Here is a 20,722-nt window from a genome sequence, read left to right as displayed (position 1 = left end):
GTATTTACCCCCTAATTTTTCGTATAAGCCTGCTCAAGGATAAGTGAAGAGCAGGGATTACCACCTAGGCTTGTGCAGCGATATTTTGTTGGTCGATAGGTGACTCTGATGAAAATAAGCTTTTTAAACGTTCAACAATTAAATAATTGACCGGTACTAGTATCAAGGTGATGAAAGTGGCGAATAAAATACCAAAACCTAATGATACTGCCATAGGGATTAAAAACTGTGCTTGTGTCGATTGTTCAAACAACAACGGCATTAAACCAATAAAGGTAGTCAAACTGGTTAACATTACCGGTCTAAATCTAGCCGCACCTGCAGTTAACACCGCTTCCATTAACTCACCGCCTTCGCTGCGTTTTTTATTGATAAAATCTACTAATACTAGCGAGTCATTCACGACTACGCCGATTAGCGCCAACATGCCTAGTAAGCTCATGATGGTTAATTCCATACCCATAATCCAGTGACCAATAACAGCACCTATCATGCCAAAAGGAATTATGCTCATGACGATGATTGGTTGAATATAAGACTTGAAAGGAATAGCTAACAACGCATAAATAATAAAGAAGACAAAGACCAGTGCCCAACCAAGCGAGCCAAAAGATTCACGCTGCTCTTTCGCCTCGCCTTCAAGGGAGTGGCTAACGCCTGGATATTGCACTATTAACTCATCTAAATAGCTTTTTAAATCAGCTTGCAGCACCGTCATGTTAGTATTTGATTTTTCAACATCAGCACTTACATTGGCTGTGCGGTAGCGATCAATTCTTGAAATGGTCGACGGACTTTTACCAGGGATAAGCTTGGCAACATGAGATAGTGGTACTGAGCCCCCTGAAGGCGTGACCACAAGAATATCTTCTAAATCAGCCATGGTGCGGCGTTCCTCTATGGGTAGACGAACCATTACCCGTACATCATCTCTACCGCGTTGGATGCGTTGAACTTGTGAGCCAAAGAAAGAACGCCTTACTTGGTTTGAGATACTAACTCGGGTTAACCCTAACGCTTTACCTTGTTCGGTTAATTCAATTTGCAGCTCTTCTTTACCATTAGACAAACTATCAGCAATATCAAATACCGTAGGGTAGGTGGCTAGTCTGACTTTCACTTTATCAGTTATCTCTTTCAATGTGTCTAGTGAACTTGCTTTAAACTGAACATGAATGGGGTCTGACGAACGACCAATCTCCGCTCTAAAGGTAATGCTTTCCGCACCAGGAATAGGTCCAATTAAATTGCGCCATTCACGAACTAGTTCACGAGAGGAGATGGCAAGTTCACGTGACTCTGGTGGCGTGATTTCAAAACGAACACTGCCTGAGTTTGAAGCACCACCACGACCGCCAGTGGTGGCTAATATATTGATAATGACACTGCTGTTAGTTGATGGCTCAATATATTTCTGTTTCAGCTCATCTGCTTTTTCAGCCATTTTAATAATATACTTATTGGTTACTTCAAATGGTGTACCTGCAGGTAGGGTTAGTGTTGCTCTTACGGTTTCACTAGGGATTCGCGGAAAGAATATAAACTTAGTCCAACCACTCATAATAAGGGCAAGAATAACTAAGAAAACGCCGACAAAACCAACTAAGGTGGTGGTCTTGTTGCTTATGGCACGTTTCAATAAGGGCTGGTAAAAACGGATTATCGCTCGCTCGAAACCATCAGCGAATGATTGCTGTAGTTGACTAAACTTTGATTGTTTTTCTTTTTCTGAACGTAGTTTTAAGTGTTTTAAATGCGAAGGCAAAACGAATTTTGATTCTATTAAAGAGAATATCAATACCGGAATAACGATCACTGGAATTTGCGCAAATAAAGCGCCACGTGCACCTTCAATAAAGGCCAGTGGCAGAAATGCTGCTACGGTTGTTAATACACCAAAAGTTACTGGCGTGGCAACTTCTTCGGTGCCACGAATGGCTGCCATTTCACCTGATTCTGACGTTTTTAGATGAGTATAAATATTTTCTCCGGTGACAATGGCATCATCGACCACAATACCCAATACCAAGATAAAGCCAAACAAACTCATGATATTTAAGGTGACACCAAACACCGGCATCATAATAAAGGCGCCCATAAAAGAAATCGGAATGCCAATAAATACCCAGAAGGCAATGGAGGGTCTGAGGAACAAGGTTAATAAGGCTAGTACTAAGATACCGCCTTGTAAGGCACTGGTTGTTAATGTCGAAATACGATTTTTCACGATTTGAGAATCGTCATCCCAAAAACTTAATTCAACGCCTACAGGCAATGTACTTTGTTGATCATTAATATAGGTTCTTACGGCATCGGCAACGTCAATCGCGCTTTGTTGACCGATTCGATAAACATCTATAAATGCGGCTTGTTTACCGTTGAAACGAGTACGAACAGGGGTTTCTTCAAAGTCATCTTTGATGATGGCAATATCACTTAGGCGAATGATAGAACCATCAACATTAGTTTTAATGGCTATTTTTTCAAACTCGTCTTTGCGATAGGCTTGGCCTTTTGAGCGCAACAGAATATCACCACCTTTGGTTTTTAAATTACCAGCAGAAATATCAGTACTTGAATCTGAAATAGCAGAAGATATTTTCGCTATGGTTAAATCATATTGACGTAATTTATCTTGAGGTACTTCAATCGATATTTCGTAGTCGCGCACACCACTGAGTTCCACTTGGGTAATCGCGGGTATTTTTAATAAATCATCTCTGACTTTTTCAGCGAATTCACGAGTTTCTTTCTCGCTATAGATGCTGGCAATAGTCACGGCAATAACTTCACGTTTACGTGTCGCTAAAGAGACTACGGGTTTTTCTGCATCAGCAGGAAAAGTATTTATTTCGTCAACACGGCTTTTTATATCGGCGAGCATCTCGCGAGGGTCGTAGCCTGACTCAACTTCAATATTGACCGCTGAAGAGCCTTCTTGTGAACGGCTAGCAATTTGTTTGACGCCTTCTAAATCTTGCACGGCCTCTTCTATGCGGATAGATATACTCTTTTCCACGTCCTCTGGGGTAGCGCCGCGTAATGACACATTAACGTTAATACGGTCGGTGGCAAAAGAGGGAAACACTTCCAGTGGAATGCGATTAGATAAACTAAATAAACCTGCTATTAAAATGGTAATTAATAGTAAGTTGGCGGCAACATGATTTCGTGCGAACCAAGCAATCATTAGTTATTCACCTTAGTAGCAGGTGTTGTGGTTGATTTTTTGGCTATTTGCTCTGATTTTTGACGGCGCTCTTTAGGGCTTTTTGATTTTTTGCTAGGCGTTCGACCTGCAATGGCAACCGGTGTGCCTGAACTGACTTGCCCTAATGAGGTTAGTACTAACTGGTCACCCGCGATTAATCCTTGCGTGACGATAGACTCAGTACCGTTTTGCCATCCTAATTTAATCTCTTTACGCATCAATAAGCCGTCTTCAACTATATACACATAGCTGCCTTGATAAATGGCACTGCTCGGTATTACTAAGGCATTGTCGACTTCTCGCCCGGTAATTTCCGCAGTCACATATTGGCCCATTTTTATTTGCGCACCTTGATTATACTCGCCGTCGTATGGGCGAATAATTTGTGCCACGACATAGAGTTGCTGCGATACTTCATCAATGGCGCTTTCAGTACGAACAATCTTTCCCTGCCATACTTGATCGCCCATCAGATCAGACGAAATAACAACATTACTAATCGTAGAGTTATTGTTATCAGTATTATTACTGTTAGAACGACTAGTTTCGGACTGCTCATGAGCATTACGGTACTCTTCAGGCAATTTCATTAGCGGTAAGTCTTTGTTTTTTATCGGTAGGCGAATCTCGACATAATCAACAGCAAAAATATCGGCTAACTGGGTATTACTTGAAATCACCTGACCAATATCAACATTTTTCTTTAATATACGGCCGGCGTAAGGTGCAACAATACTTGTCCGTTCTCGCGATAATTTTACTTTATCCAGCTGAGCTTCTGCAGAAAGTACTTGCGCTTTTGCCGATTCATATTGAGGTTGACGTAATACTAATGCATTAGGCGCTTTACCATTGCCAAGCCTTTTCCAGTCAGCTTTTGCTTGTTTTACCCGTGCGTCTTCTTCTTGTAAAATTTGTTTGGCTGACATTAGACTTGCTTGAGCAATGTTAACTTCAGCGAGATGATCTCTATCATCAAGTTGGATTAATATGTCACCTTGCTCGAAAAAACCACCCGCTCTAAATTGTTTACTTACGTAATTAATTTGTCCTGAAACTTGGGCGAAAAGCACACTTTGAGTTCTTGGTTTGACGGTACCAAAACTTTGTACCATCACTTGATAGGTTTGAGGTGTAAGTGTGATGATTTCCACTGTCATTTGCGGTGCTTTTGAAGGCGTTCCACGGTTACTTGTTGGTGGGTTTTTAAAAATAACCATCATTAATACTAAGGTGGCAATGATAATAATGACCGGCAATAATATTTTTTTATAATTTGAACTTTTATTTTCATTGATGAGAGACATGGTTATTCGGCCTTTGGTGCAGGTGATGAGGCAAGTGACGGCGTGGTGAAGTCGCCACCCAAGGAAAGATGTAAATTGATTCTATTGGCAATGAGTTGGTTTTTAATTTTTATCAGTGTCGATTGTGCTTCAAAAGAACGGTTTTGCGCATCAAGCACCGTGGTATAGGTAACTAAACCACTTTGGTATTGTTCGAAAGATAATGTGGAGGCGATTTTTGCATTTTCTTGTGCGGCCAACATGGTGTAATAACTGTTCTTTAAGTTCTTTTCAGTGGTGATAGCATTTTCAACATCACTAAAAGCGTTATATAAAGTATCAAGGTACAACTGTTCACCTTGTTTGAGTTCTATACGGGCTTTTTCTTCATTTGCTTTCAGGCGCCCAGCATTAAAAATGGGTGCTGAGACACTGCCCAGTAGTGACCATGCCAATGAAGAATCAGAGAGTAAGTCACCAATGTCTGCGGTAGAGTCACCGACCGAACCTGACAATACAATGCTAGGAAAACGTTGTTTATGCGCATAAGCTAAACCGGCATCTTGCGATAACAATTGATACCAACTGGCTTTTAATTCTGGCTTTCGGCTGATTAGTTCTGACGGCAAGCCAACAGGAATGTCTGTGGTGAGTAAAGGTAAGTTAGCATTGACTAAAAGCTCGCCTTTCGGATATTCACCAATCAGGCGTTCAAGCTGTCTAATTAGTTTGGTTCTTTCTGTTTCTTGCTCTGATACTCTCGTTAACTCGTTGTTCAAATCGTTACGTGTTAAGTAGACATCAAGTGCAGCGGTTAACCCTGAATTATAGCCTGCTTCAATGATAGCTAAATTCTGCTGAGAATTTGCAACTCTGCTGCGATAAAGGGCGAGTAATTTTTCTGCCTCAATCACGCGAAACCAAGTTGTTAATACGTTGACTACAAGCTGCTGCTTGTATTGCTCAAAAGTGGCTTTTTGCGCGAGATAGTTATAATTAGTCATGCGATCGGCATCAGATAACTTGCCCCAAATATCCACTTCATAGCTTAAATTCAAGTTAACTGAGTTACTGTTTGAATAACTATCGGTTTGATTGTCTTTATTACGGCCACTACGAAATGCTAGATCAAGCTCTGGCCAAAGTTGGCTACCCGAGATGATAAGTTGCTGTTCGGCTATTTCGAGTGTGTAAGCTTGCATGGCAAATTGATGGTTAGCCGCTAATGCCTTTTTTACTAATTGATGAACTTGTAAGTTATCAAGTTCAGATAACCAATTATGTTCAACGGCCAAGGCTTGTTGGCTATCTTGCCAGTTCTTGGGAAGAGGAAGGTCTTTTAATTTTTCATCTACTTGTGAAGTGCTACTGCAAGCTAATAATAACAGGCTTGAGAATAATGGAAGCAGTAGTCGAAATCGACGTGTCATAAAGTGATTAACTCATGTTAAAAAATAACTCATGACTATAGTGTAATCAAAGATGCTGGATGATAATAGCGACATTACATAAGTTTACACAGTATACAGAATTGCGATTTCCAAAGACGAATTAATCAATTCAAGGAGGTTTTATTGGTACTTTAGTTGAAGGTTCTCTAATGCACCTTGAGCAATCATTTTACTGAATATTGCTTTGATCTTTTCGGCGGAAATATGACTTTTACTTTGTTTCGATAACTGTAACCAAGGAGTTCGTTCAGAAACAATAAGGGGTTTACCAAAAAAACTTTTACTTAGACCTAATTGTTTTGCACCACTGATAATAGGCTTCATAGGCCCTATGATTGCGTCAACACGACCTTTCTTTAACATCAATAAACCTTGATTAAAATCTACCACAATTTGTTTATGAATCTTAGGGTTATTATCTACCTCATAGCTAAACTTTGCACCGTTTAGGTAAGCTATGTTCAAGCCTTCTAGTTGTTCAATATTCTGATAATCATGGCCATGGCGACCAATGACGACATTTTTTAACGCTGGAAGTGGGTGAATATAATCAACGTAATTGGCGAGCTCTTTATATTTGAACATGATGGTGAGATCTGTTTTACCCAATTTTAGTTCATGTATTATCCGGCCGTAGGGAAATATATGATGCTCTGACGCTAAGCCACTCTTGATAAGTAATGAATGCGTTAGCTCATAGTAGATACCGCTTAGTTTTCCTGAGTCATCGATACCATAGGGTGCAATTGCAATGGTCCTCACTTGTAGAGCATTGGGGCTATGGTCAGCAAAACTTTGATGACTGATGCATAGCATACTTATAAAAGATAGCTGGAGGAAAGTCTTCATTGACACATGCATCGGTAGTCCATCGGTTATATCAATATAAAGAATATTAATGCGAATGTCATTAGTAAAGGAAATGGCTTGGAGTATAGTGCGTGTAAGTTTGGGGATGGGTAAGTGAGAAATAATTATCTTCACCCAGATGTGTCTAAGGTGAAGATAATTTAAGCTAACTGAATTGATTAACTCTTATTAAGCAAGTCAATGAAGAAGCTATATTGTAAAGCGGTATCATGAATGCGTTTAAAGCGGCCAGAAGCACCACCGTGTCCAGCTTCCATATCAGTTTTAAACAATAATACATTATCATCAGTTTTATAATCACGTAACTTAGCGACCCACTTCATTGGCTCGAAGTATTGTACTTGTGAGTCATGCAATCCTGTTGTAACTAGAATGTTAGGGTAGTCTTGTGCTTTCACTTGATCATAAGGTGAATAGGACAACATATAATCATAATAAGCTTTTTCTTTTGGGTTACCCCATTCTTTGAACTCATTGGTTGTTAGTGGAATACTTTCATCAAGCATAGTCGTTACTACATCAACAAATGGTACTGCTGCGGCAATGCCTTTGTATTGCTCTGGAGCCATATTAATAACTGCGCCCATGAGTAAACCTCCAGCACTACCACCAACTGCGAAGACATTTTCTTTATCGCCGTAACCTTGTGCTGTTAAGTCTTTAGTGACATCAATGAAATCAGTAAAGGTATTCATTTTTGTTAACTTCTTACCGTCTTCATACCAAGGACGTCCCAGCATTTCTGACCCGCGGATATGCGCAACAGCATAGACAAAACCACGGTCTAATAGGCTTAATCGACTCACTGAAAAAGAAGGATCGATTGTGTGCCCGTATGAACCATAGGCATATTGGTATAATGGGTTAGTGCCATCTTTTTTGAATTTATCTTTACGATAAACTAAAGAAACCGGTACTTTTTTACCATCTCGAGCTTTAACAAAAATACGCTCAGAGGCATAATTATTACTGTCAAAATCACCCAATACTTTTGCTTGCTTTAATTGCGTTTTATCAAGGGTATTTAAGTCCACATCGTAATGTGTTCCTGGCGTAGTAAAACTAGTGTAGTAAAGGCGTAATTTATTATTTTTTAATTCATTATTACCGTATAGCGATAAGGTATACGCAGTATCATTAAAGCTAAGTTGTTGCTTTTTCCCGCTTGATAATTCTTGAATAGTCAATCGGCTAATGCCATTTTCACGTTGTTGATAAACAAGGTGATTGGCAAATAATTCATAATCTTCAAGCTTAACTGCATCATTCGCTGGAATCACATCTTGCCATTGTGTTTTATCACCAAGGTGCTTTTTATCAACTTTCATTAAACGAAAGTTAGTCGCTTGCCAGTTAGTATTGATGTAATACCAGTCATTCATCTTAGAGATAGAGTATTCATGACCTTCTTCACGTTCAATGAATTTTTTAGGCATTGCTTTGGCATTATCAGCATCAATAACTGAAACTCCGCTTGCTTCGGTACTTGAATGCCAAATAAAGACACTGCTGCCATCTTTAGATTTACTCAGGCCGGTATAATAAGCTTTATTGCTTTCTTCATAGACCATTTCATCGGTCGCTTGGGGGGTGCCTAAAGTATGACGAAATACTTGGTAACCTAACAAGGTTTGTGGATCTTTTTTGATGTAATACACGGTTTTATTGTCATTACCCCAAACAATGCCACCATTGGTACCTTCAAGTCTGTCATCAAGTAATGTTTTACCCGCGATATCTTTGAATTGTACGGTATAAATTCGACGACTAACGGTATCTTCTCCGTAAGCGAGTAGCTTGCCATCTGGACTAGCACTTAAACCACTTACTTGATAATAATCGTGTGCTTTGGCTAATTCATTGACGTTAAGTAATACTTCAAGATTACTGCCTGAAAAATCAGATGATCTTACGTATATAGGGTATTCATTTTCACCTTGCATTTGACTCGCGTAGTAAAAATCACCTTTTTTGGTTGGTACTGAACTATCGTCTTTTTCAATACGCGCTTTAATCTCTTGAAAGATCTTTTCTTGCATTGCTTCAGTATGCTGAAGCTGGGCTTTCATATAATCATTTTCTGCGGCTAAATGTGCTAAAACCTCTGGATTTTTACGACTATCGTCACGCATCCAGTAATAATCATCGACACGCGTATGATTATGAATAACCATTTTATGGGGAACTTTTTTAGCTATAGGCGCGGTAATATCGTTCATGGCATTTGTTGCTTCATTATTTTGATTGCTGCACGCTGCTATTAGCAGGGCAGAAGAGACTATTAAACTTAGCTTAGTCTTTGATAGGATTTGTGACATAAAAGATCTTTCCTTGTAAGATAACTTACGATAATTACTACAAATCGTAATACGTTAACGGTAGTAAATGTTAAAAAAATGTATCAAGCATTAAGTTAGCACGATAATAGTTATAAGGAAATTTACTTATCGCTTAATACAGTTACCTTATCGCATTTGGAAAATTGAAAAGTTTGAACAAGGGGAGCAGTATGTCATTGGATAAAATTTCGACTCAGTTAGGTGGAACTCAAACAAAAATGCCACCGGTGGAATCTTGGAATCCTCCGTATTGTGGAGAGATTGATATACAGATAAAAGCCAATGGTGATTGGTTTTATCAAGGCGGTATTTTTAAAAGACTACCTTTAGTAAAATTATTTGCGTCTGTGTTGATTAAAGAAGTTAATAAAAATGTTGATGAATACTTCTTAGTAACACCAGTGGAGAAAGTGAAAATAAAAGTTGATGATGCCCCTTTTGTAATTACGCAGTGGCATTGGACGGATGAAAACAACAACATTATGAAGGTTAGTACTAACTTGGATGACGAGTTTATTCTTAATGCAGAACATCCGTTAATTGTTACTGAAAATGGTGATTTGTATGTCACTGTTCGCAGGAATTTACAGGCGAAAGTGCATAGAAATGTTTATTACCAGTGGGCAGACATAACGCAAGAGATGGTGACTGAAAATGGCACTGAGTTGATTCTCTCAAGTGCCGACTGTCAATTTAGCTTAGGTAAACTGTAACGGCTATAACTCTTAATTTGAACCACAAACTGTGCAGCCCTTTTGTTTTTTCATTGTAAATTGTTGCCATTGATTCGCTAAACCATCAAGTAAGTTAAGCTGATTGAGTTGTACTTTATTACCCGTTAATAGCTTAATCGCTTGCAAGCTTTGCATACCGGAAATCATGGCGAGTACGGGGCCTATAATGCCAATGGTTTGACAGTTATCAGTGGGTGCTTTCTCACTAGCAGGAAAAAGACAATGGTAACAAGCACTGGTTTCATCGCGAGGGTCTATAGTCAATTGTTGACCATCAAAGCCAGTAGCGGCTCCCACTATCAGTGGCACTTTATGTTGTACGCATGCTTGATTAATTAAGTAGCGAGTTTGGATATTATCAGAGCAATCGAGCACTAAGTCGACTTGTGGAAGATAATAATCACTTAACTCTTCATCGAACATTTCATCTATCGCTTCAATAGTCACATCGGGAAATTGCTGTTGTAATTTTTCAGCGGCCACATCAGCTTTATTTTCATTAATATTGTCTTCACTAAAGAGAATTTGTCTGGGTAAATTACTGAGCTCTATATAGTCACCATCAGCGATATAGAGTGTACCAACGCCAGCAGCAGCTAAATATAAGCTTGCAGGGTTACCTAAACCGCCCACGCCTAAGATGAGTACTTTAGCGTTACGCAGCGCGATTTGTCCTTGGTTACCAATTTTATCGAGTATGATTTGACGGGAGTATTTGAGTTGCTCTTGATTACTTAACACGTAGGTTCCTCATTTGTTTCTATTTGCTTTAGTGGATAAAAGTTCGCACAGCACTGGCTTTGAATTGCAAATAGACTTGTTGTCTGTTGGATAACGATAATTTTTTCTCAGAGAAGGCACTGATAGTGACAAAAAACTCTTGAGCAGCACAGCTAATGGTTAGTAGTACCTTGTTTTCTCTATGACTTATTCGTTTTATTGTGCCAAAGAGATGATTCACAATGGAGCTATTATTTGGCTCTGTTAATGCAATACTAATATCACTTGCCAAAATAAAGCAACGCAGATGAGTCTGTCTTTCGAAGGCTTTATCACTGGTTAGGTAAATGTCTTGTTGTGCGTTTAGCGCTAATACCGTTAAACCATGACCATTATCAAATTGTCTGATAGGCAGTGACAAACTGGTTTGTTGATGAATAAGCGTATTATCACCAAAATTATTTAGCTGATGAATGATTTGGTGAATATTACCAAAATTAACGACCTTACCTTTTGCTAACACTAATAAAGTGTCACAGACTTGCTGTAACTCATCTAATGAATGGCTGACATATAGCATAGGCAAGTTCAGCTTTTTTTGAATATTTAACATCATCTTTAACAATTGAGTTTTACTGTGTTGATCAAGCGCGCTTAAGGGTTCATCAAGTAGTAATAACTTGGGTTCAGCCAAAATGGCTCTTGCTAAAGCAACCCTTTGTTGTTGACCACCTGATAATTGATTTACTTGGTGTTCAAGCAATGTTGTCAGCTCTGTCAGTTCGATGACTTCATTCAAGTCCAATTGTCTGTTTTTGCAACGTTTAACGGAAAACTCTAAGTTGCCTAGCACTGATAAGTGCTCAAACAAGCGACTATTTTGAAAAACCAAACCAATTTGACGCGCTTCGGGTTTGAGGTAATGGTCTTGCTCTGTATTGACTAAAACTTTATCTGCAACGTTAGCACTGGCTAAGGTTATGTCACCAGTAAGTGTTTTTTCCAAACCTGCAATCGCACGCAGTAAGGTTGATTTACCGGAAGCGGAATGGCCAAAAATACCTGTGATACCTTTTAAGGGTAATGGTAAATTGATGGCTAATTCGAATTGCTGATAGTTAACACGAATATTGATGTCGAGTTGAGGAGACTCACCTGCAGGTACTTTATTTAATTTAGTATTACTCATCATTTGACTGATCTTACCTGGCTTAAATTTTTAGTGTTGTTTCTTGTCGGTAAGTTTAACCAGTAAATAGCAGCTAATAACACCATTGAACCAATCAACAAACTGATGGCGAGCAAGTGCGCTCTGGCATAATCAAAGGCTTCTACATGATCAAATAGGGCGATAGAAAGTACCCGCGTTTCACCAGGAATATTGCCACCAATCATTAATATGACACCAAACTCTCCTACGGTATGGGCAAAACCCAAGCTTGCCGCAGTAATAAAACTCGCTTTTGTTAACGGTAATACAATAGAGAAAAATCGATCGATAGGTCCAGCGCCAAGTAATGCGCCAGCTTCTAACAATGAGTCACCTAGTTGTTCAAATGCTTTTTGTAAGGGTTGAACGACGAATGGCAATGAATATAAAACAGAGCCAATAACGATTGCGGAAAAGCTAAAAGCGAGTTGTTGACCGGTAGCTTGTTGCCATAGTTGCCCAGGTAAGTATTCGGGTGAAAAAGCGATAAGTAAATAAAAGCCGAGCACCGTAGGTGGTAAAACTAGTGGCAATGCCACAACAGCTTCAATAATAACCTTAAATCGACTGGTCATTTTGGCCAGATACCAGGCGAGGGGAGTACCAATAATTAATAAAATGAACGTGGTTAATGCCGCCATTTCTAGCGTGGTAACGAGTGCTTGTAAGTCTGAATTTATCATTTAGCCGTCAACTCGATTAACTTTATATCTGTATTGTTTACTTGCTTTGTATGCGCGTAGCCATAACTCGTTATTCTGTTTTGACTTTCAGAGGATAACAAAAAATGACTTAGCTTTTCTGCAGCTGCTTGCTGTTTGCTGTTACGAATTATAATTAACTGTTGCTCTATCGCTTGATGGTAATTGCTGGGAATAATGATCCCTGATAAGTTATTTAACACCAATTGGCTATTGGCAACAATACCACTAGCAACCGCTTTACTACGCAACTGGGTAAATGTCTGGCCAATATTAATACCTTTGACCAAGCGAGACTCATAAGCTTGCCACAAACCCATATGAGTTAATGCTTCTTTTGCTGCTTTACCGTAAGGTGCAGTGTCAGGGTTAGCGATGGCAAAGCGTGCAGGTGGCTTCCTTAGGGGATCAAGAGCTAACAGCTCAAGAGATACTTGGTCAATTGAGTTTACATTAGCATTCAATGATGGCGAATATAATGCTAACTGACCGATAGCATAGGTTTTCCTACTACCTGCTAGTGCATAGCCCGCTTGCTCAAGTTCTTTGGGCCGACGACTGTCAGCACTGAGAAAAATATCAAAAGGAGCGCCATATTTAATTTGTAAAAACATGGCACCACTAGCCCCACTGATTACCTGACTTTTTATACCAGTTTGTTTGGTAAAGTCTTCAAGTAATACTTTTAATACCGGTGTGAAATTGGAGGCAACAGCAATTCGTAGTGGTTTTTTATTGCTATCACTCTTCGTTTTAGTCTTAGTACTGTCGTTGACGTTACTTTGGTAAGCTTGGCTACTGTTTACATCCAGTAAACTCATAATCAAGACCGTGACTAACAGTATACGTAGCACGTTAGCTCCAAAGATCTGCTTTGTCGCTATCACTGTTTTTAGCATCTAACCAATTTTCAGAGGTTTGACCGTCATCGGTAATTTGTTCTTTTTTCCAAAAGGGAGCTTTAACTTTCAAATAGTCCATGATGAACTCATTCGCTGCAAAGGCATCTTGTCGATGTTTACTGGTTACACCAACAAAAACAATCTGGTCACCTATACTAAGCTCGCCAATACGGTGAATCACTTTTACCCGACCAATATTCCAACGTTCTTTGGCTTGTATAATAATTTTAGCGAGTGATTTCTCTGTCATACCAGGGTAATGTTCTAGCGTTAAGGTCGTCACTGAATTACCATTATTGTTGTTTCTAACCCTGCCGGTAAAAGTAACGACCGCACCATCCGTTACATTATCTTTTTCAAGTAAGGCAACTTCATCAGCTAAACTAAAATCATCAGTTTGGATCGATATCTCTTGTTTCAACATAAGTTATCCGCCGGTAACTGGAGGGAAAAAGGCAACTTCATCGCCTGATTTTACCAAGTGACTACCATCAACCATGTCATGGTTTACCGCAGATAACAGTGACGTATTGCTGAACGTTTGTTGCCACTGTTCATTTTTATCACTTAATAACTGCTTAATATCATCGACTGTCTTAGCATCATCTGCTGCTAGAGACAGTTCAGCACAGTCAAGTTGCTCTCTAAGTGCTGCAAAAAAAACAATTTTTATCATAAGGTTTTCTCTTAATTAGGTAGACGGACTTTGCCAATGACCAGACTTGCCACCTTCTTTGGTTAATACTTCAATACCATGAATCATCATTGCAGGGTCAGCTGCTTTACACATATCAAACAAGGTTAAACAAGCAATAGAAACTGCGGTTAATGCTTCCATTTCAACACCTGTTTGCCCTGTTAAGCGACATAAACTATTCACTTGTACTTGACTGTTTTCACTATCAAGGGTGAAATCTACTTGCACTTTACTTAGCATCAAAGGATGACATAAAGGAATTAAATCGCTGCACTTTTTCGCCGCTTGAATACCAGCAATTCGCGCAACTGCAAACACATCGCCTTTTTTATGCTTACCTGTGGTGATTAATTCAAAGGTCGCTCGGTTCATTTTAATATAACCTTGCGCGGTAGCGGTACGAGATGTCATGGCCTTTTCGGTAACATCTACCATGTTTGCTTCACCTTGTTGGTTAAGGTGGCTTAACTCTGGCGCTTTTTCAGATGTTTGTGCTTCGTTGCTAGCAGTATTCGTTGTCATTAGTTACGTGTCTCACATTGCTCGGCACTTAAGTTCAAGTGTGGTACAAAGTTACAAGGACGATGGCTCGCATCAAGCTGTTCTTTAATGACTTTATCCCAAGCTGTTTTACAGGCATTGGTTGAACCAGGTACACAAAGCACTACCGTTTTATTTGCAATACCGCCAAAAGCGCGTGATTGTATAGTTGAAGTGCCTATTTCTAATAATGAGACATGACGAAATACTTCGCCAAAACCTTCTACTGCTTTATCAAATAATGGTGTTAGTGCTTCAGGGGTATTATCACGGGCAGTAAAGCCAGTACCACCGGTAGAAATAATGGCGTGAATAGAGTCATCCGCTATCCATTTTGATACTTGTGCGCGCAGTTGATACACATCATCAATCACAATCGCTTTATCGGCTAGGTTATGGCCTGCTTGTGTCAAGCGCTCAACAAGTGCTTGACCAGAAGTATCGTTTTCTTCACTGCGTGTATCAGATACCGTTAAAACGGCGATATTTAATGGAACGAAAGTTTTGCCGCCATGTGCTGACATAGGTTTATCCTTTACTAAATCTTTAGATTAAAATTACTGTTCTTACGTGTTTGTTACCACTGTTTTATTGGATTGATGTGCATGCAACTTCATAAGATACGTGTGGCTTAAAATTTTTGTTGTGCTTGTTGCCATTGCTCTGGCGTATTGGTGTTAAATAGCACCTGATTATTTAGGCTAGCAATGGCTTGATGAGGCACTTGCTCTAACATGGCTCTCACTGAAGGGCCATTTTTCTTATTATTACCTTTGCTGTTTGCTAGCAATTCCTCTCGGTGAAATGCTTGCATTAAAAACATATTCAAGAATGCATTATTGGGTAAGTATAAAGGGATATGGTGCCTGTTTTTTTGACTATCACTGAAAAACGTTGCTTTGTGGCTAAGCTCACCTTTTAGTCGTAATTCGGTTAAAGCGCTGGCAGTCATTAAAGGTAAATCAACGGGTAAGATTAATAAGGCTTTTGGTTGTAAGTGTTCAGGGCTATTTGCAAGGTAATGCGAAAGTACACTATAAATCCCGCCAACAGGTCCAGCATGTGACACACGGTCAGGAATTTGATGATTATCACCGCTGATAACAATATTTTTGATACCAGCATCAGCTAAAAGCTGCTTAGAAAAATCTAACATGCTATGCGCTGATTTTGCTGATGGAGGTGTTGTCTTTTGCAGGCGCTTTAGTTGCGCTTTATCTTGTCCCATACGAGAAGATAAACCGCCAGCGAGTACCACACCTAAACAATCAATAACTTGATGAGTCATATTTACCCTCCAAGCATAGCAAGGTGTTTAGTGGCACCTGTCAGTTTTTCATGCAAGTAGTGAGTAGCTTTTTTATCGCCCAGTAATGCTAATATTTTTGCTTGTAAAGGCTCAATATCATCACTTTGTAATTGTTCACGTAATGACAAACCTTCTTCACCAAATAGGCATAAATGTAACTTGCCACTTGAGCTTATGCGTAAGCGGTTACAGCTACTACAAAAATCCTTAGAATAAGGCATGATCAAGCCGACTTTACCTTGATAATCAGGGTGGTAAAATTCTTGGGCAGGACCTGCAGACTTATTTTGAATGACTGGAAGCCAGCCATCGAGAATTAAGTTTTGCTTAATACGCGAGCCTTGTACATGCTGCGCATCAAAAAATTCTTTATTATCACCTGTTTGCATTAATTCAATAAAGCGCAAGGTAATAGGGGTGTCTTTTAGCCAGTCAAGGTAGCTTTGAATTTCTCTACCGCTGTGATCACGCATTAATACAGTATTAACTTTAACTGAGGCTCTGCCGTCAGCCAATGCCATATCAATCCCCGTGAGGATGGTCTTAAGTTTATCGTGCCCCGTTATCGCATGAAATTGACGAGGATCTAAACTGTCGATACTTATATTGATTGCATCAATACCAGCATCTAACCAATGAGGCAGGTGATCTGGTAACTTAAAACCATTACTTGTAATGGCAACTTTTTTGATGCCAGCTGTTTCTTTACAAATTCGAATGATTTCAGGTAAGTCTTTACGCAGGGCTGGCTCACCACCGGTTATGCGGATCTTTTCAGTTCCTAACTCGGCGAAAGCTTTCGCTATACGTTTGATTTCACATAGTGATAAAAAATCACGCGGTTGATCGCACTGATATCCATCCGGCAAGCAGTAAGTGCAACTAAAATTGCAAACGTCGGTAATAGAGAGACGCAGGTAAGAGAACCTACGGCCAAAGTTGTCTGTTAACATGTCACCTTTCCAAATGTAGGGAGGCTAACGCGTTTCCTTGTTAACCCTGGCAACTAAAAGCCAATAAAGACATGGTTTTAGTCACGGCATGTCACAACATGAATGCTTCGAATAGTTGGCTTAATTTAGCCAAAAAATAAAACAATGTTAGCTGTGATAGCTCGGTGTAATAAAATAAAATTCTGTTCTAAAATGAGTATATACCCATTGCATTGCGAGATGGTAATTTTTTTTGCCCACCTCATTATTGATTGTAATCAATAAACGGGCAGTTAAATCACTATTAATTTTGTCAGTAATTAAGCGATACTATCGTTAACGAATTTATCTATAATGATTTTACCAATCTTTCTCTTAACAAGCTTGAAAAGCTATCTAGTTTAGAGTGAAATTTATCGTACTAAGTAATTGTAATATCTAATTAAGCGAGTTTTTTATGTCTGATTGTTGCTCCGCCCCAGGGCTTTTACCTTTTGAACAAGCCGTAGCTAATATGCTATCGCAAGTATCACCTATCACTGAAACACTAACCTTGCCCATTGAACAAGCGCTGCACTATGTTTTAGCGCAAGACATTGCTAGTCCATTGAATGTACCGCCACACGATAATTCAGCAATGGATGGTTATGCCTTTGCTTTTGAAAGTTTTAACGAGAGTAAAACACTGGTCCTAATTGGACGATCTATGGCAGGAGCACCATTTCAAGGAACATGTCAGCCTGGCGAATGTATTCGAATTATGACTGGGGCGAAAATGCCTGATTGTTGTGATTCTGTCGAGATGCAAGAAAATGTCAAAGCTGATGGCGAGAACATTACCTTTTTACAAGAAAAGACTTTTGGGTCTCATGTAAGAAATGCTGGTGAAGATATTAAGATTGACCAGCAAGTACTCTATTCTGGTCATAAATTAGCAGCGGTTGATATTGGCGTGCTTGCTTCTTTAGGTGTGGCTGAAGTTGTTGTGTATCGCAAATTAAAAGTGGCTTTAATCGCCACGGGTGATGAGCTTAAATTACCTGGTCAAGCTTTACGAGTAGGTGATATCTATGAATCTAACAGTTTTGTTTTAGCTGCCATGCTTAAAACATTGCATGTTGATATTATTGATTTTGGTATTATTTCTGATGATTTTGAGGCGATAAAAGCTGCTTTTGTTAGTGCTGATGAGCAAGCTGATGCCGTTATTTCTTCTGGCGGTGTTTCGGTAGGTGATGCTGATTACACTAAAACAGTGTTAGATGAATTAGGTGAAATTGGCTTTTGGAAAATAGCAATGAAACCAGGTAAGCCCTTTGCCTTTGGAAAGCTAGCTAACAGTGTCTTTTTCGGACTGCCGGGTAACCCCGTTTCAGCGTTAGTCACCTTTCATCAATTGGCGTTGGTCGCCTTAACTAAAATGCAAAATGCCAAACCTTTAACGCGTACGCATCTAACGGTGAAATGTAGTAGTGACCTACGGAAATCCCCAGGTCGACTGGATTTTCAACGGGGTGTTTTATCGATTAATGAAGCGGGTGAAAATGTTGTTACTTCAACAGGTGCACAAGGTTCAGGTATCTTATCTAGCTTAGCTCGGGCTAATTGTTTTATTGTTTTACCTAGCGAGCAAGGCGGAGTAAAAGCCGGTGAAATGGTGAATGTACAGTTATTCGATCATTACCTTTAAATTTATTAATAAAGCAGGTAAAAAAATTCAAACACACGTTTGTTAAGTTGAAAATATAGGTCTAGTATTGTTGTTCTAAGTACAAAAATATGTGGGCAGGACGTTATGCAGAAATACCAACTTAGTTTTGCAAAAATTAATGTTTTAACTGAGCATATTGCCGAAGTTATTGTCAGTCAAGATGTTGTCATATCTTTAGAAATGTCTGAAGAGTACGATGATTTTTTGACTAAACTATTTTCGAGTAATTTTGCTCTGCTGATTAATAAAATAAATCAATATGACTTTTCATTTGAGGCCAAGGTTAGCGTGGCTTCGCATCAAAACTTAGCAGCGATTGCTGTCGTTACTTATGATAATGAAAGCAAAGCGTCGGTAGGAAAAATTGGTGCGATACGACAACGTGATGGTTGGAATTTGAAAGTATTTGATGGCCTCAATTTAGGTTGGCAAGAAGGCTTAGATTGGTTACATGGTGAGTTGAGCAATGAAGCATTGAATAGCTAACTTTTGGCTAAAAAATACCAACCAAACTAACTAAGTGATCTTTTTAAATGGTCTAAATATCCAATAACATCGTTGCTTTCAATGCCAATAGCCAGCTATTACTCAATCAAGCGCCTTGTTCTTGAAAATTTATTCTCATTAAAATTTGCTCCATTAATTAATTTAATTGGTATAACTCAATAGTGAGCATTATCTTATACAAATAGCTATGAGATAAAAAAACATAAAAAACGCTGCCTGTATTGCTACGGGCAGCGTTTTTTTTATATATAAATTATAGATTAATCTCTATCGTGAACTGGTTACAACTGAGCGAAACACTTATCGGCAGCAACTAAGGTTTTTTCAATAATGTCATCGGTATGTGATGTTGATAAAAAGCCAGTTTCATAAGATGATGGTGCTAAATATACGCCTTCCTCAAGCATTAAGTGGAAGAAGCGCTTGAACATTTCTCCATCACATTGGGTCGCTTGCTCATAGGTAGTAATAGGGTTTTTATCTTCCGTAAAGAAAAATCCAAACATGGCGCCAACGTAGTTAACACTTAAACTAACGCCATTACGCTCAGCTGCCGCTTTTAAGCCCATGGCTAACTTTTCTGTAGCAGAAGAAAGTTGTTGGTGTTTATTTCCTTGAGCTAATTCAGTCAATGAAGCTAAACCTGCGGCCATAGCAATTGGGTTACCTGATAAAGTACCTGCTTGATAAACAGGACCAACAGGAGCGATATAATCCATGATCTCTTGTTTGCCACCGAATGCGCCAACAGGCATACCACCACCAATGACTTTACCTAAAGTAGTTAAGTCAGGTTTAATATTATAGTGAGCTTGAGCGCCACCTAGTGCAACACGAAAGCCAGTCATTACTTCATCAAAAATTAATACGCTGCTGTATTGGTCACATACGTCGCGTAAACCTTCAAGGAATCCTTCAACAGGAGGGATACAGTTCATATTACCTGCAACAGGTTCAACGATAATACACGCTATCTCATCGGCATATTTTGCGAAAATTTCTTTCACTTCGTCGATACTATTGTAGCTAACGGTAAGGGTATGTTTAGCAAAATCTTCAGGAATACCCGGTGAATTAGGTACGCCCAATGTTAATGCACCAGAACCCGCTTTTACTAACAAAGCGTCGGCATGACCGTGATAACAACCTTCAAACTTTAATATCTTATCGCGGCCAGTATAACCACGTGCTAAACGGATAGCGCTCATCGTAGCTTCTGTACCAGAGCTAACCATGCGTAAAGATTCCATTGAAGGTACTAACTCACGTACCTTCTCAGCCATGGTAATTTCAATTTCAGTCGGAGCACCGAAACTTAAACCATTTTTAGCGGTAGTAATAACAGCTTCAAGTATTGCTGGATGGTTATGACCTAAAATCATAGGTCCCCAAGAGCCAACATAGTCGATGTAAGCTTTATCATCAGCGTCATAAATATAAGCGCCTTGAGCACGTTTTATAAAACACGGAGTACCACCAACACCATTGAAAGCACGTACTGGAGAGTTAACGCCACCAGGGATAATCTTTTGAGCTTGTTCAAATAACTGTTCTGATTTATTCATAATTGTTTCTTCTAAAATCGTTACTAATAAGGAATGT

19 protein-coding genes and 1 riboswitch are annotated in these 20,722 nt (G+C 39.3%); of the genes, 3 read left to right on the top strand and 16 right to left on the bottom strand.

Features of this window, described 5'->3' with window-relative positions:
• Positions 1-64: 64 nt before the first annotated feature.
• From CXF79_RS21245 to CXF79_RS21225, 5 genes are all read right to left on the bottom strand, one after another.
• A complete protein-coding gene (locus tag CXF79_RS21245) occupies positions 65-3,190 on the bottom strand; it encodes an efflux RND transporter permease subunit (RefSeq protein ID WP_101157744.1) in 3,126 nt (1,041 codons plus the stop codon).
• The gene (locus CXF79_RS21240; protein WP_232769278.1) at positions 3,190-4,518 is read right to left on the bottom strand and encodes an efflux RND transporter periplasmic adaptor subunit; all 1,329 of its coding nucleotides are present in this window, start codon (positions 4,516-4,518) and stop codon (positions 3,190-3,192) included. Before CXF79_RS21240 ends, CXF79_RS21245 begins: the two co-directional genes overlap by 1 nt.
• A 2-nt stretch (positions 4,519-4,520) precedes the next feature.
• Positions 4,521-5,927 (bottom strand): TolC family protein, encoded by a 1,407-nt coding sequence (locus CXF79_RS21235; protein WP_101157742.1) that lies wholly within the window; start codon positions 5,925-5,927, stop codon positions 4,521-4,523.
• Positions 5,928-6,068: 141 nt separating this feature from the next.
• A complete protein-coding gene (locus CXF79_RS21230) occupies positions 6,069-6,797 on the bottom strand; it encodes a substrate-binding periplasmic protein (RefSeq protein WP_232769277.1) in 729 nt (242 codons plus the stop codon).
• Between the two features lie 179 nt (positions 6,798-6,976).
• Positions 6,977-9,136 (bottom strand): S9 family peptidase, encoded by a 2,160-nt coding sequence (locus tag CXF79_RS21225; protein ID WP_101157738.1) that lies wholly within the window; start codon positions 9,134-9,136, stop codon positions 6,977-6,979.
• A gap of 191 nt (positions 9,137-9,327) precedes the next feature.
• Between CXF79_RS21225 and CXF79_RS21220 the strand changes: the two genes are divergently transcribed.
• A complete protein-coding gene (locus tag CXF79_RS21220; RefSeq protein ID WP_101157736.1) occupies positions 9,328-9,870 on the top strand; it encodes a DUF1285 domain-containing protein in 543 nt (180 codons plus the stop codon).
• Positions 9,871-9,882: 12 nt separating this feature from the next.
• On the opposite strand, the gene CXF79_RS21215 is transcribed toward CXF79_RS21220, so the two are convergent.
• From CXF79_RS21215 to moaA, 10 genes are all read right to left on the bottom strand, one after another.
• Positions 9,883-10,632, bottom strand: a complete 750-nt coding sequence (locus tag CXF79_RS21215; RefSeq protein WP_101157734.1) for a HesA/MoeB/ThiF family protein — start codon at positions 10,630-10,632, stop codon at positions 9,883-9,885.
• A 28-nt stretch (positions 10,633-10,660) separates the two neighbouring features.
• Positions 10,661-11,803 carry a molybdenum ABC transporter ATP-binding protein gene (gene modC, locus CXF79_RS21210; protein WP_232769276.1) on the bottom strand — a complete coding sequence of 381 codons (1,143 nt, stop codon included), beginning with the start codon at positions 11,801-11,803 and terminating at the stop codon, positions 10,661-10,663.
• Positions 11,800-12,504: a molybdate ABC transporter permease subunit gene (gene modB / locus CXF79_RS21205; RefSeq protein ID WP_011045368.1), complete on the bottom strand. Its 705-nt coding sequence runs from the start codon at positions 12,502-12,504 to the stop codon at positions 11,800-11,802. The genes modC and modB overlap by 4 nt, the downstream gene beginning before the upstream one ends.
• On the bottom strand, positions 12,501-13,343 hold the full coding sequence (gene modA, locus CXF79_RS21200) for a molybdate ABC transporter substrate-binding protein (RefSeq protein WP_101158286.1): 843 nt from the start codon (positions 13,341-13,343) through the stop codon (positions 12,501-12,503). The genes modB and modA overlap by 4 nt, the downstream gene beginning before the upstream one ends.
• A gap of 34 nt (positions 13,344-13,377) precedes the next feature.
• The gene (gene moaE, locus CXF79_RS21195; RefSeq protein ID WP_011045366.1) at positions 13,378-13,848 is read right to left on the bottom strand and encodes a molybdopterin synthase catalytic subunit MoaE; all 471 of its coding nucleotides are present in this window, start codon (positions 13,846-13,848) and stop codon (positions 13,378-13,380) included.
• A gap of 3 nt (positions 13,849-13,851) precedes the next feature.
• The gene (gene moaD / locus CXF79_RS21190; RefSeq protein ID WP_011045365.1) at positions 13,852-14,100 is read right to left on the bottom strand and encodes a molybdopterin converting factor subunit 1; all 249 of its coding nucleotides are present in this window, start codon (positions 14,098-14,100) and stop codon (positions 13,852-13,854) included.
• Between the two features lie 15 nt (positions 14,101-14,115).
• Positions 14,116-14,643: a cyclic pyranopterin monophosphate synthase MoaC gene (moaC, locus tag CXF79_RS21185; RefSeq protein ID WP_011045364.1), complete on the bottom strand. Its 528-nt coding sequence runs from the start codon at positions 14,641-14,643 to the stop codon at positions 14,116-14,118.
• Positions 14,643-15,185: a molybdenum cofactor biosynthesis protein B gene (moaB, locus tag CXF79_RS21180; protein WP_011045363.1), complete on the bottom strand. Its 543-nt coding sequence runs from the start codon at positions 15,183-15,185 to the stop codon at positions 14,643-14,645. The genes moaC and moaB overlap by 1 nt, the downstream gene beginning before the upstream one ends.
• Before the next feature lie 107 nt (positions 15,186-15,292).
• Positions 15,293-15,949 (bottom strand): molybdenum cofactor guanylyltransferase, encoded by a 657-nt coding sequence (gene mobA, locus CXF79_RS21175; RefSeq protein ID WP_101157732.1) that lies wholly within the window; start codon positions 15,947-15,949, stop codon positions 15,293-15,295.
• A 2-nt stretch (positions 15,950-15,951) separates the two neighbouring features.
• The gene (moaA, locus tag CXF79_RS21170; RefSeq protein WP_011045361.1) at positions 15,952-16,923 is read right to left on the bottom strand and encodes a GTP 3',8-cyclase MoaA; all 972 of its coding nucleotides are present in this window, start codon (positions 16,921-16,923) and stop codon (positions 15,952-15,954) included.
• Positions 16,909-17,102, bottom strand: a riboswitch (molybdenum cofactor riboswitch). Its footprint overlaps the gene before it by 15 nt.
• A gap of 257 nt (positions 17,103-17,359) precedes the next feature.
• On the opposite strand from moaA, the gene moeA reads away from it, so the two are divergent.
• Positions 17,360-18,592 (top strand): molybdopterin molybdotransferase MoeA, encoded by a 1,233-nt coding sequence (gene moeA / locus CXF79_RS21165; protein ID WP_101157730.1) that lies wholly within the window; start codon positions 17,360-17,362, stop codon positions 18,590-18,592.
• Positions 18,593-18,697: 105 nt separating this feature from the next.
• Positions 18,698-19,099, top strand: coding sequence for a hypothetical protein (locus CXF79_RS21160; protein ID WP_101157728.1), 402 nt, complete (start codon positions 18,698-18,700; stop codon positions 19,097-19,099).
• A 302-nt stretch (positions 19,100-19,401) separates the two neighbouring features.
• Here CXF79_RS21160 and hemL read toward each other — a convergent pair whose 3' ends face one another.
• Positions 19,402-20,685: a glutamate-1-semialdehyde 2,1-aminomutase gene (hemL, locus tag CXF79_RS21155; protein WP_101157726.1), complete on the bottom strand. Its 1,284-nt coding sequence runs from the start codon at positions 20,683-20,685 to the stop codon at positions 19,402-19,404.
• Between the last annotated feature and the right edge of the window lie 37 nt (positions 20,686-20,722).

Origin of the sequence: Colwellia sp. Bg11-28, from assembly GCF_002836245.1 — a bacterium.
Taxonomy (GTDB): Bacteria; Pseudomonadota; Gammaproteobacteria; order Enterobacterales; family Alteromonadaceae; genus Colwellia; species Colwellia psychrerythraea_A.
This window is presented reverse-complemented; position numbering and strand designations above follow the sequence as displayed.

Bases quoted from the DNA above. Each gene is read 5' to 3' on its own strand.
- CXF79_RS21220 (WP_101157736.1), top strand. From the start codon at position 9,328: ATGTCATTGGATAAAATTTCGACTCAGTTAGGTGGAACTCAAACAAAA.
- modC (WP_232769276.1), bottom strand. From the start codon at position 11,803: ATGATGAGTAATACTAAATTAAATAAAGTACCTGCAGGTGAGTCTCCT.
- hemL (WP_101157726.1), bottom strand. From the start codon at position 20,685: ATGAATAAATCAGAACAGTTATTTGAACAAGCTCAAAAGATTATCCCT.
- moaC (WP_011045364.1), bottom strand. From the start codon at position 14,643: ATGACAACGAATACTGCTAGCAACGAAGCACAAACATCTGAAAAAGCG.
- mobA (WP_101157732.1), bottom strand. From the start codon at position 15,949: ATGACTCATCAAGTTATTGATTGTTTAGGTGTGGTACTCGCTGGCGGT.
- moeA (WP_101157730.1), top strand. From the start codon at position 17,360: ATGTCTGATTGTTGCTCCGCCCCAGGGCTTTTACCTTTTGAACAAGCC.
- CXF79_RS21225 (WP_101157738.1), bottom strand. From the start codon at position 9,136: ATGTCACAAATCCTATCAAAGACTAAGCTAAGTTTAATAGTCTCTTCT.
- modA (WP_101158286.1), bottom strand. From the start codon at position 13,343: ATGAGTTTACTGGATGTAAACAGTAGCCAAGCTTACCAAAGTAACGTC.
- modB (WP_011045368.1), bottom strand. From the start codon at position 12,504: ATGATAAATTCAGACTTACAAGCACTCGTTACCACGCTAGAAATGGCG.
- CXF79_RS21160 (WP_101157728.1), top strand. From the start codon at position 18,698: ATGCAGAAATACCAACTTAGTTTTGCAAAAATTAATGTTTTAACTGAG.
- moaA (WP_011045361.1), bottom strand. From the start codon at position 16,923: ATGTTAACAGACAACTTTGGCCGTAGGTTCTCTTACCTGCGTCTCTCT.
- CXF79_RS21235 (WP_101157742.1), bottom strand. From the start codon at position 5,927: ATGACACGTCGATTTCGACTACTGCTTCCATTATTCTCAAGCCTGTTA.
- moaB (WP_011045363.1), bottom strand. From the start codon at position 15,185: ATGTCAGCACATGGCGGCAAAACTTTCGTTCCATTAAATATCGCCGTT.
- CXF79_RS21245 (WP_101157744.1), bottom strand. From the start codon at position 3,190: ATGATTGCTTGGTTCGCACGAAATCATGTTGCCGCCAACTTACTATTA.
- CXF79_RS21230 (WP_232769277.1), bottom strand. From the start codon at position 6,797: ATGAAGACTTTCCTCCAGCTATCTTTTATAAGTATGCTATGCATCAGT.
- moaE (WP_011045366.1), bottom strand. From the start codon at position 13,848: ATGTTGAAACAAGAGATATCGATCCAAACTGATGATTTTAGTTTAGCT.
- CXF79_RS21240 (WP_232769278.1), bottom strand. From the start codon at position 4,518: ATGTCTCTCATCAATGAAAATAAAAGTTCAAATTATAAAAAAATATTA.
- moaD (WP_011045365.1), bottom strand. From the start codon at position 14,100: ATGATAAAAATTGTTTTTTTTGCAGCACTTAGAGAGCAACTTGACTGT.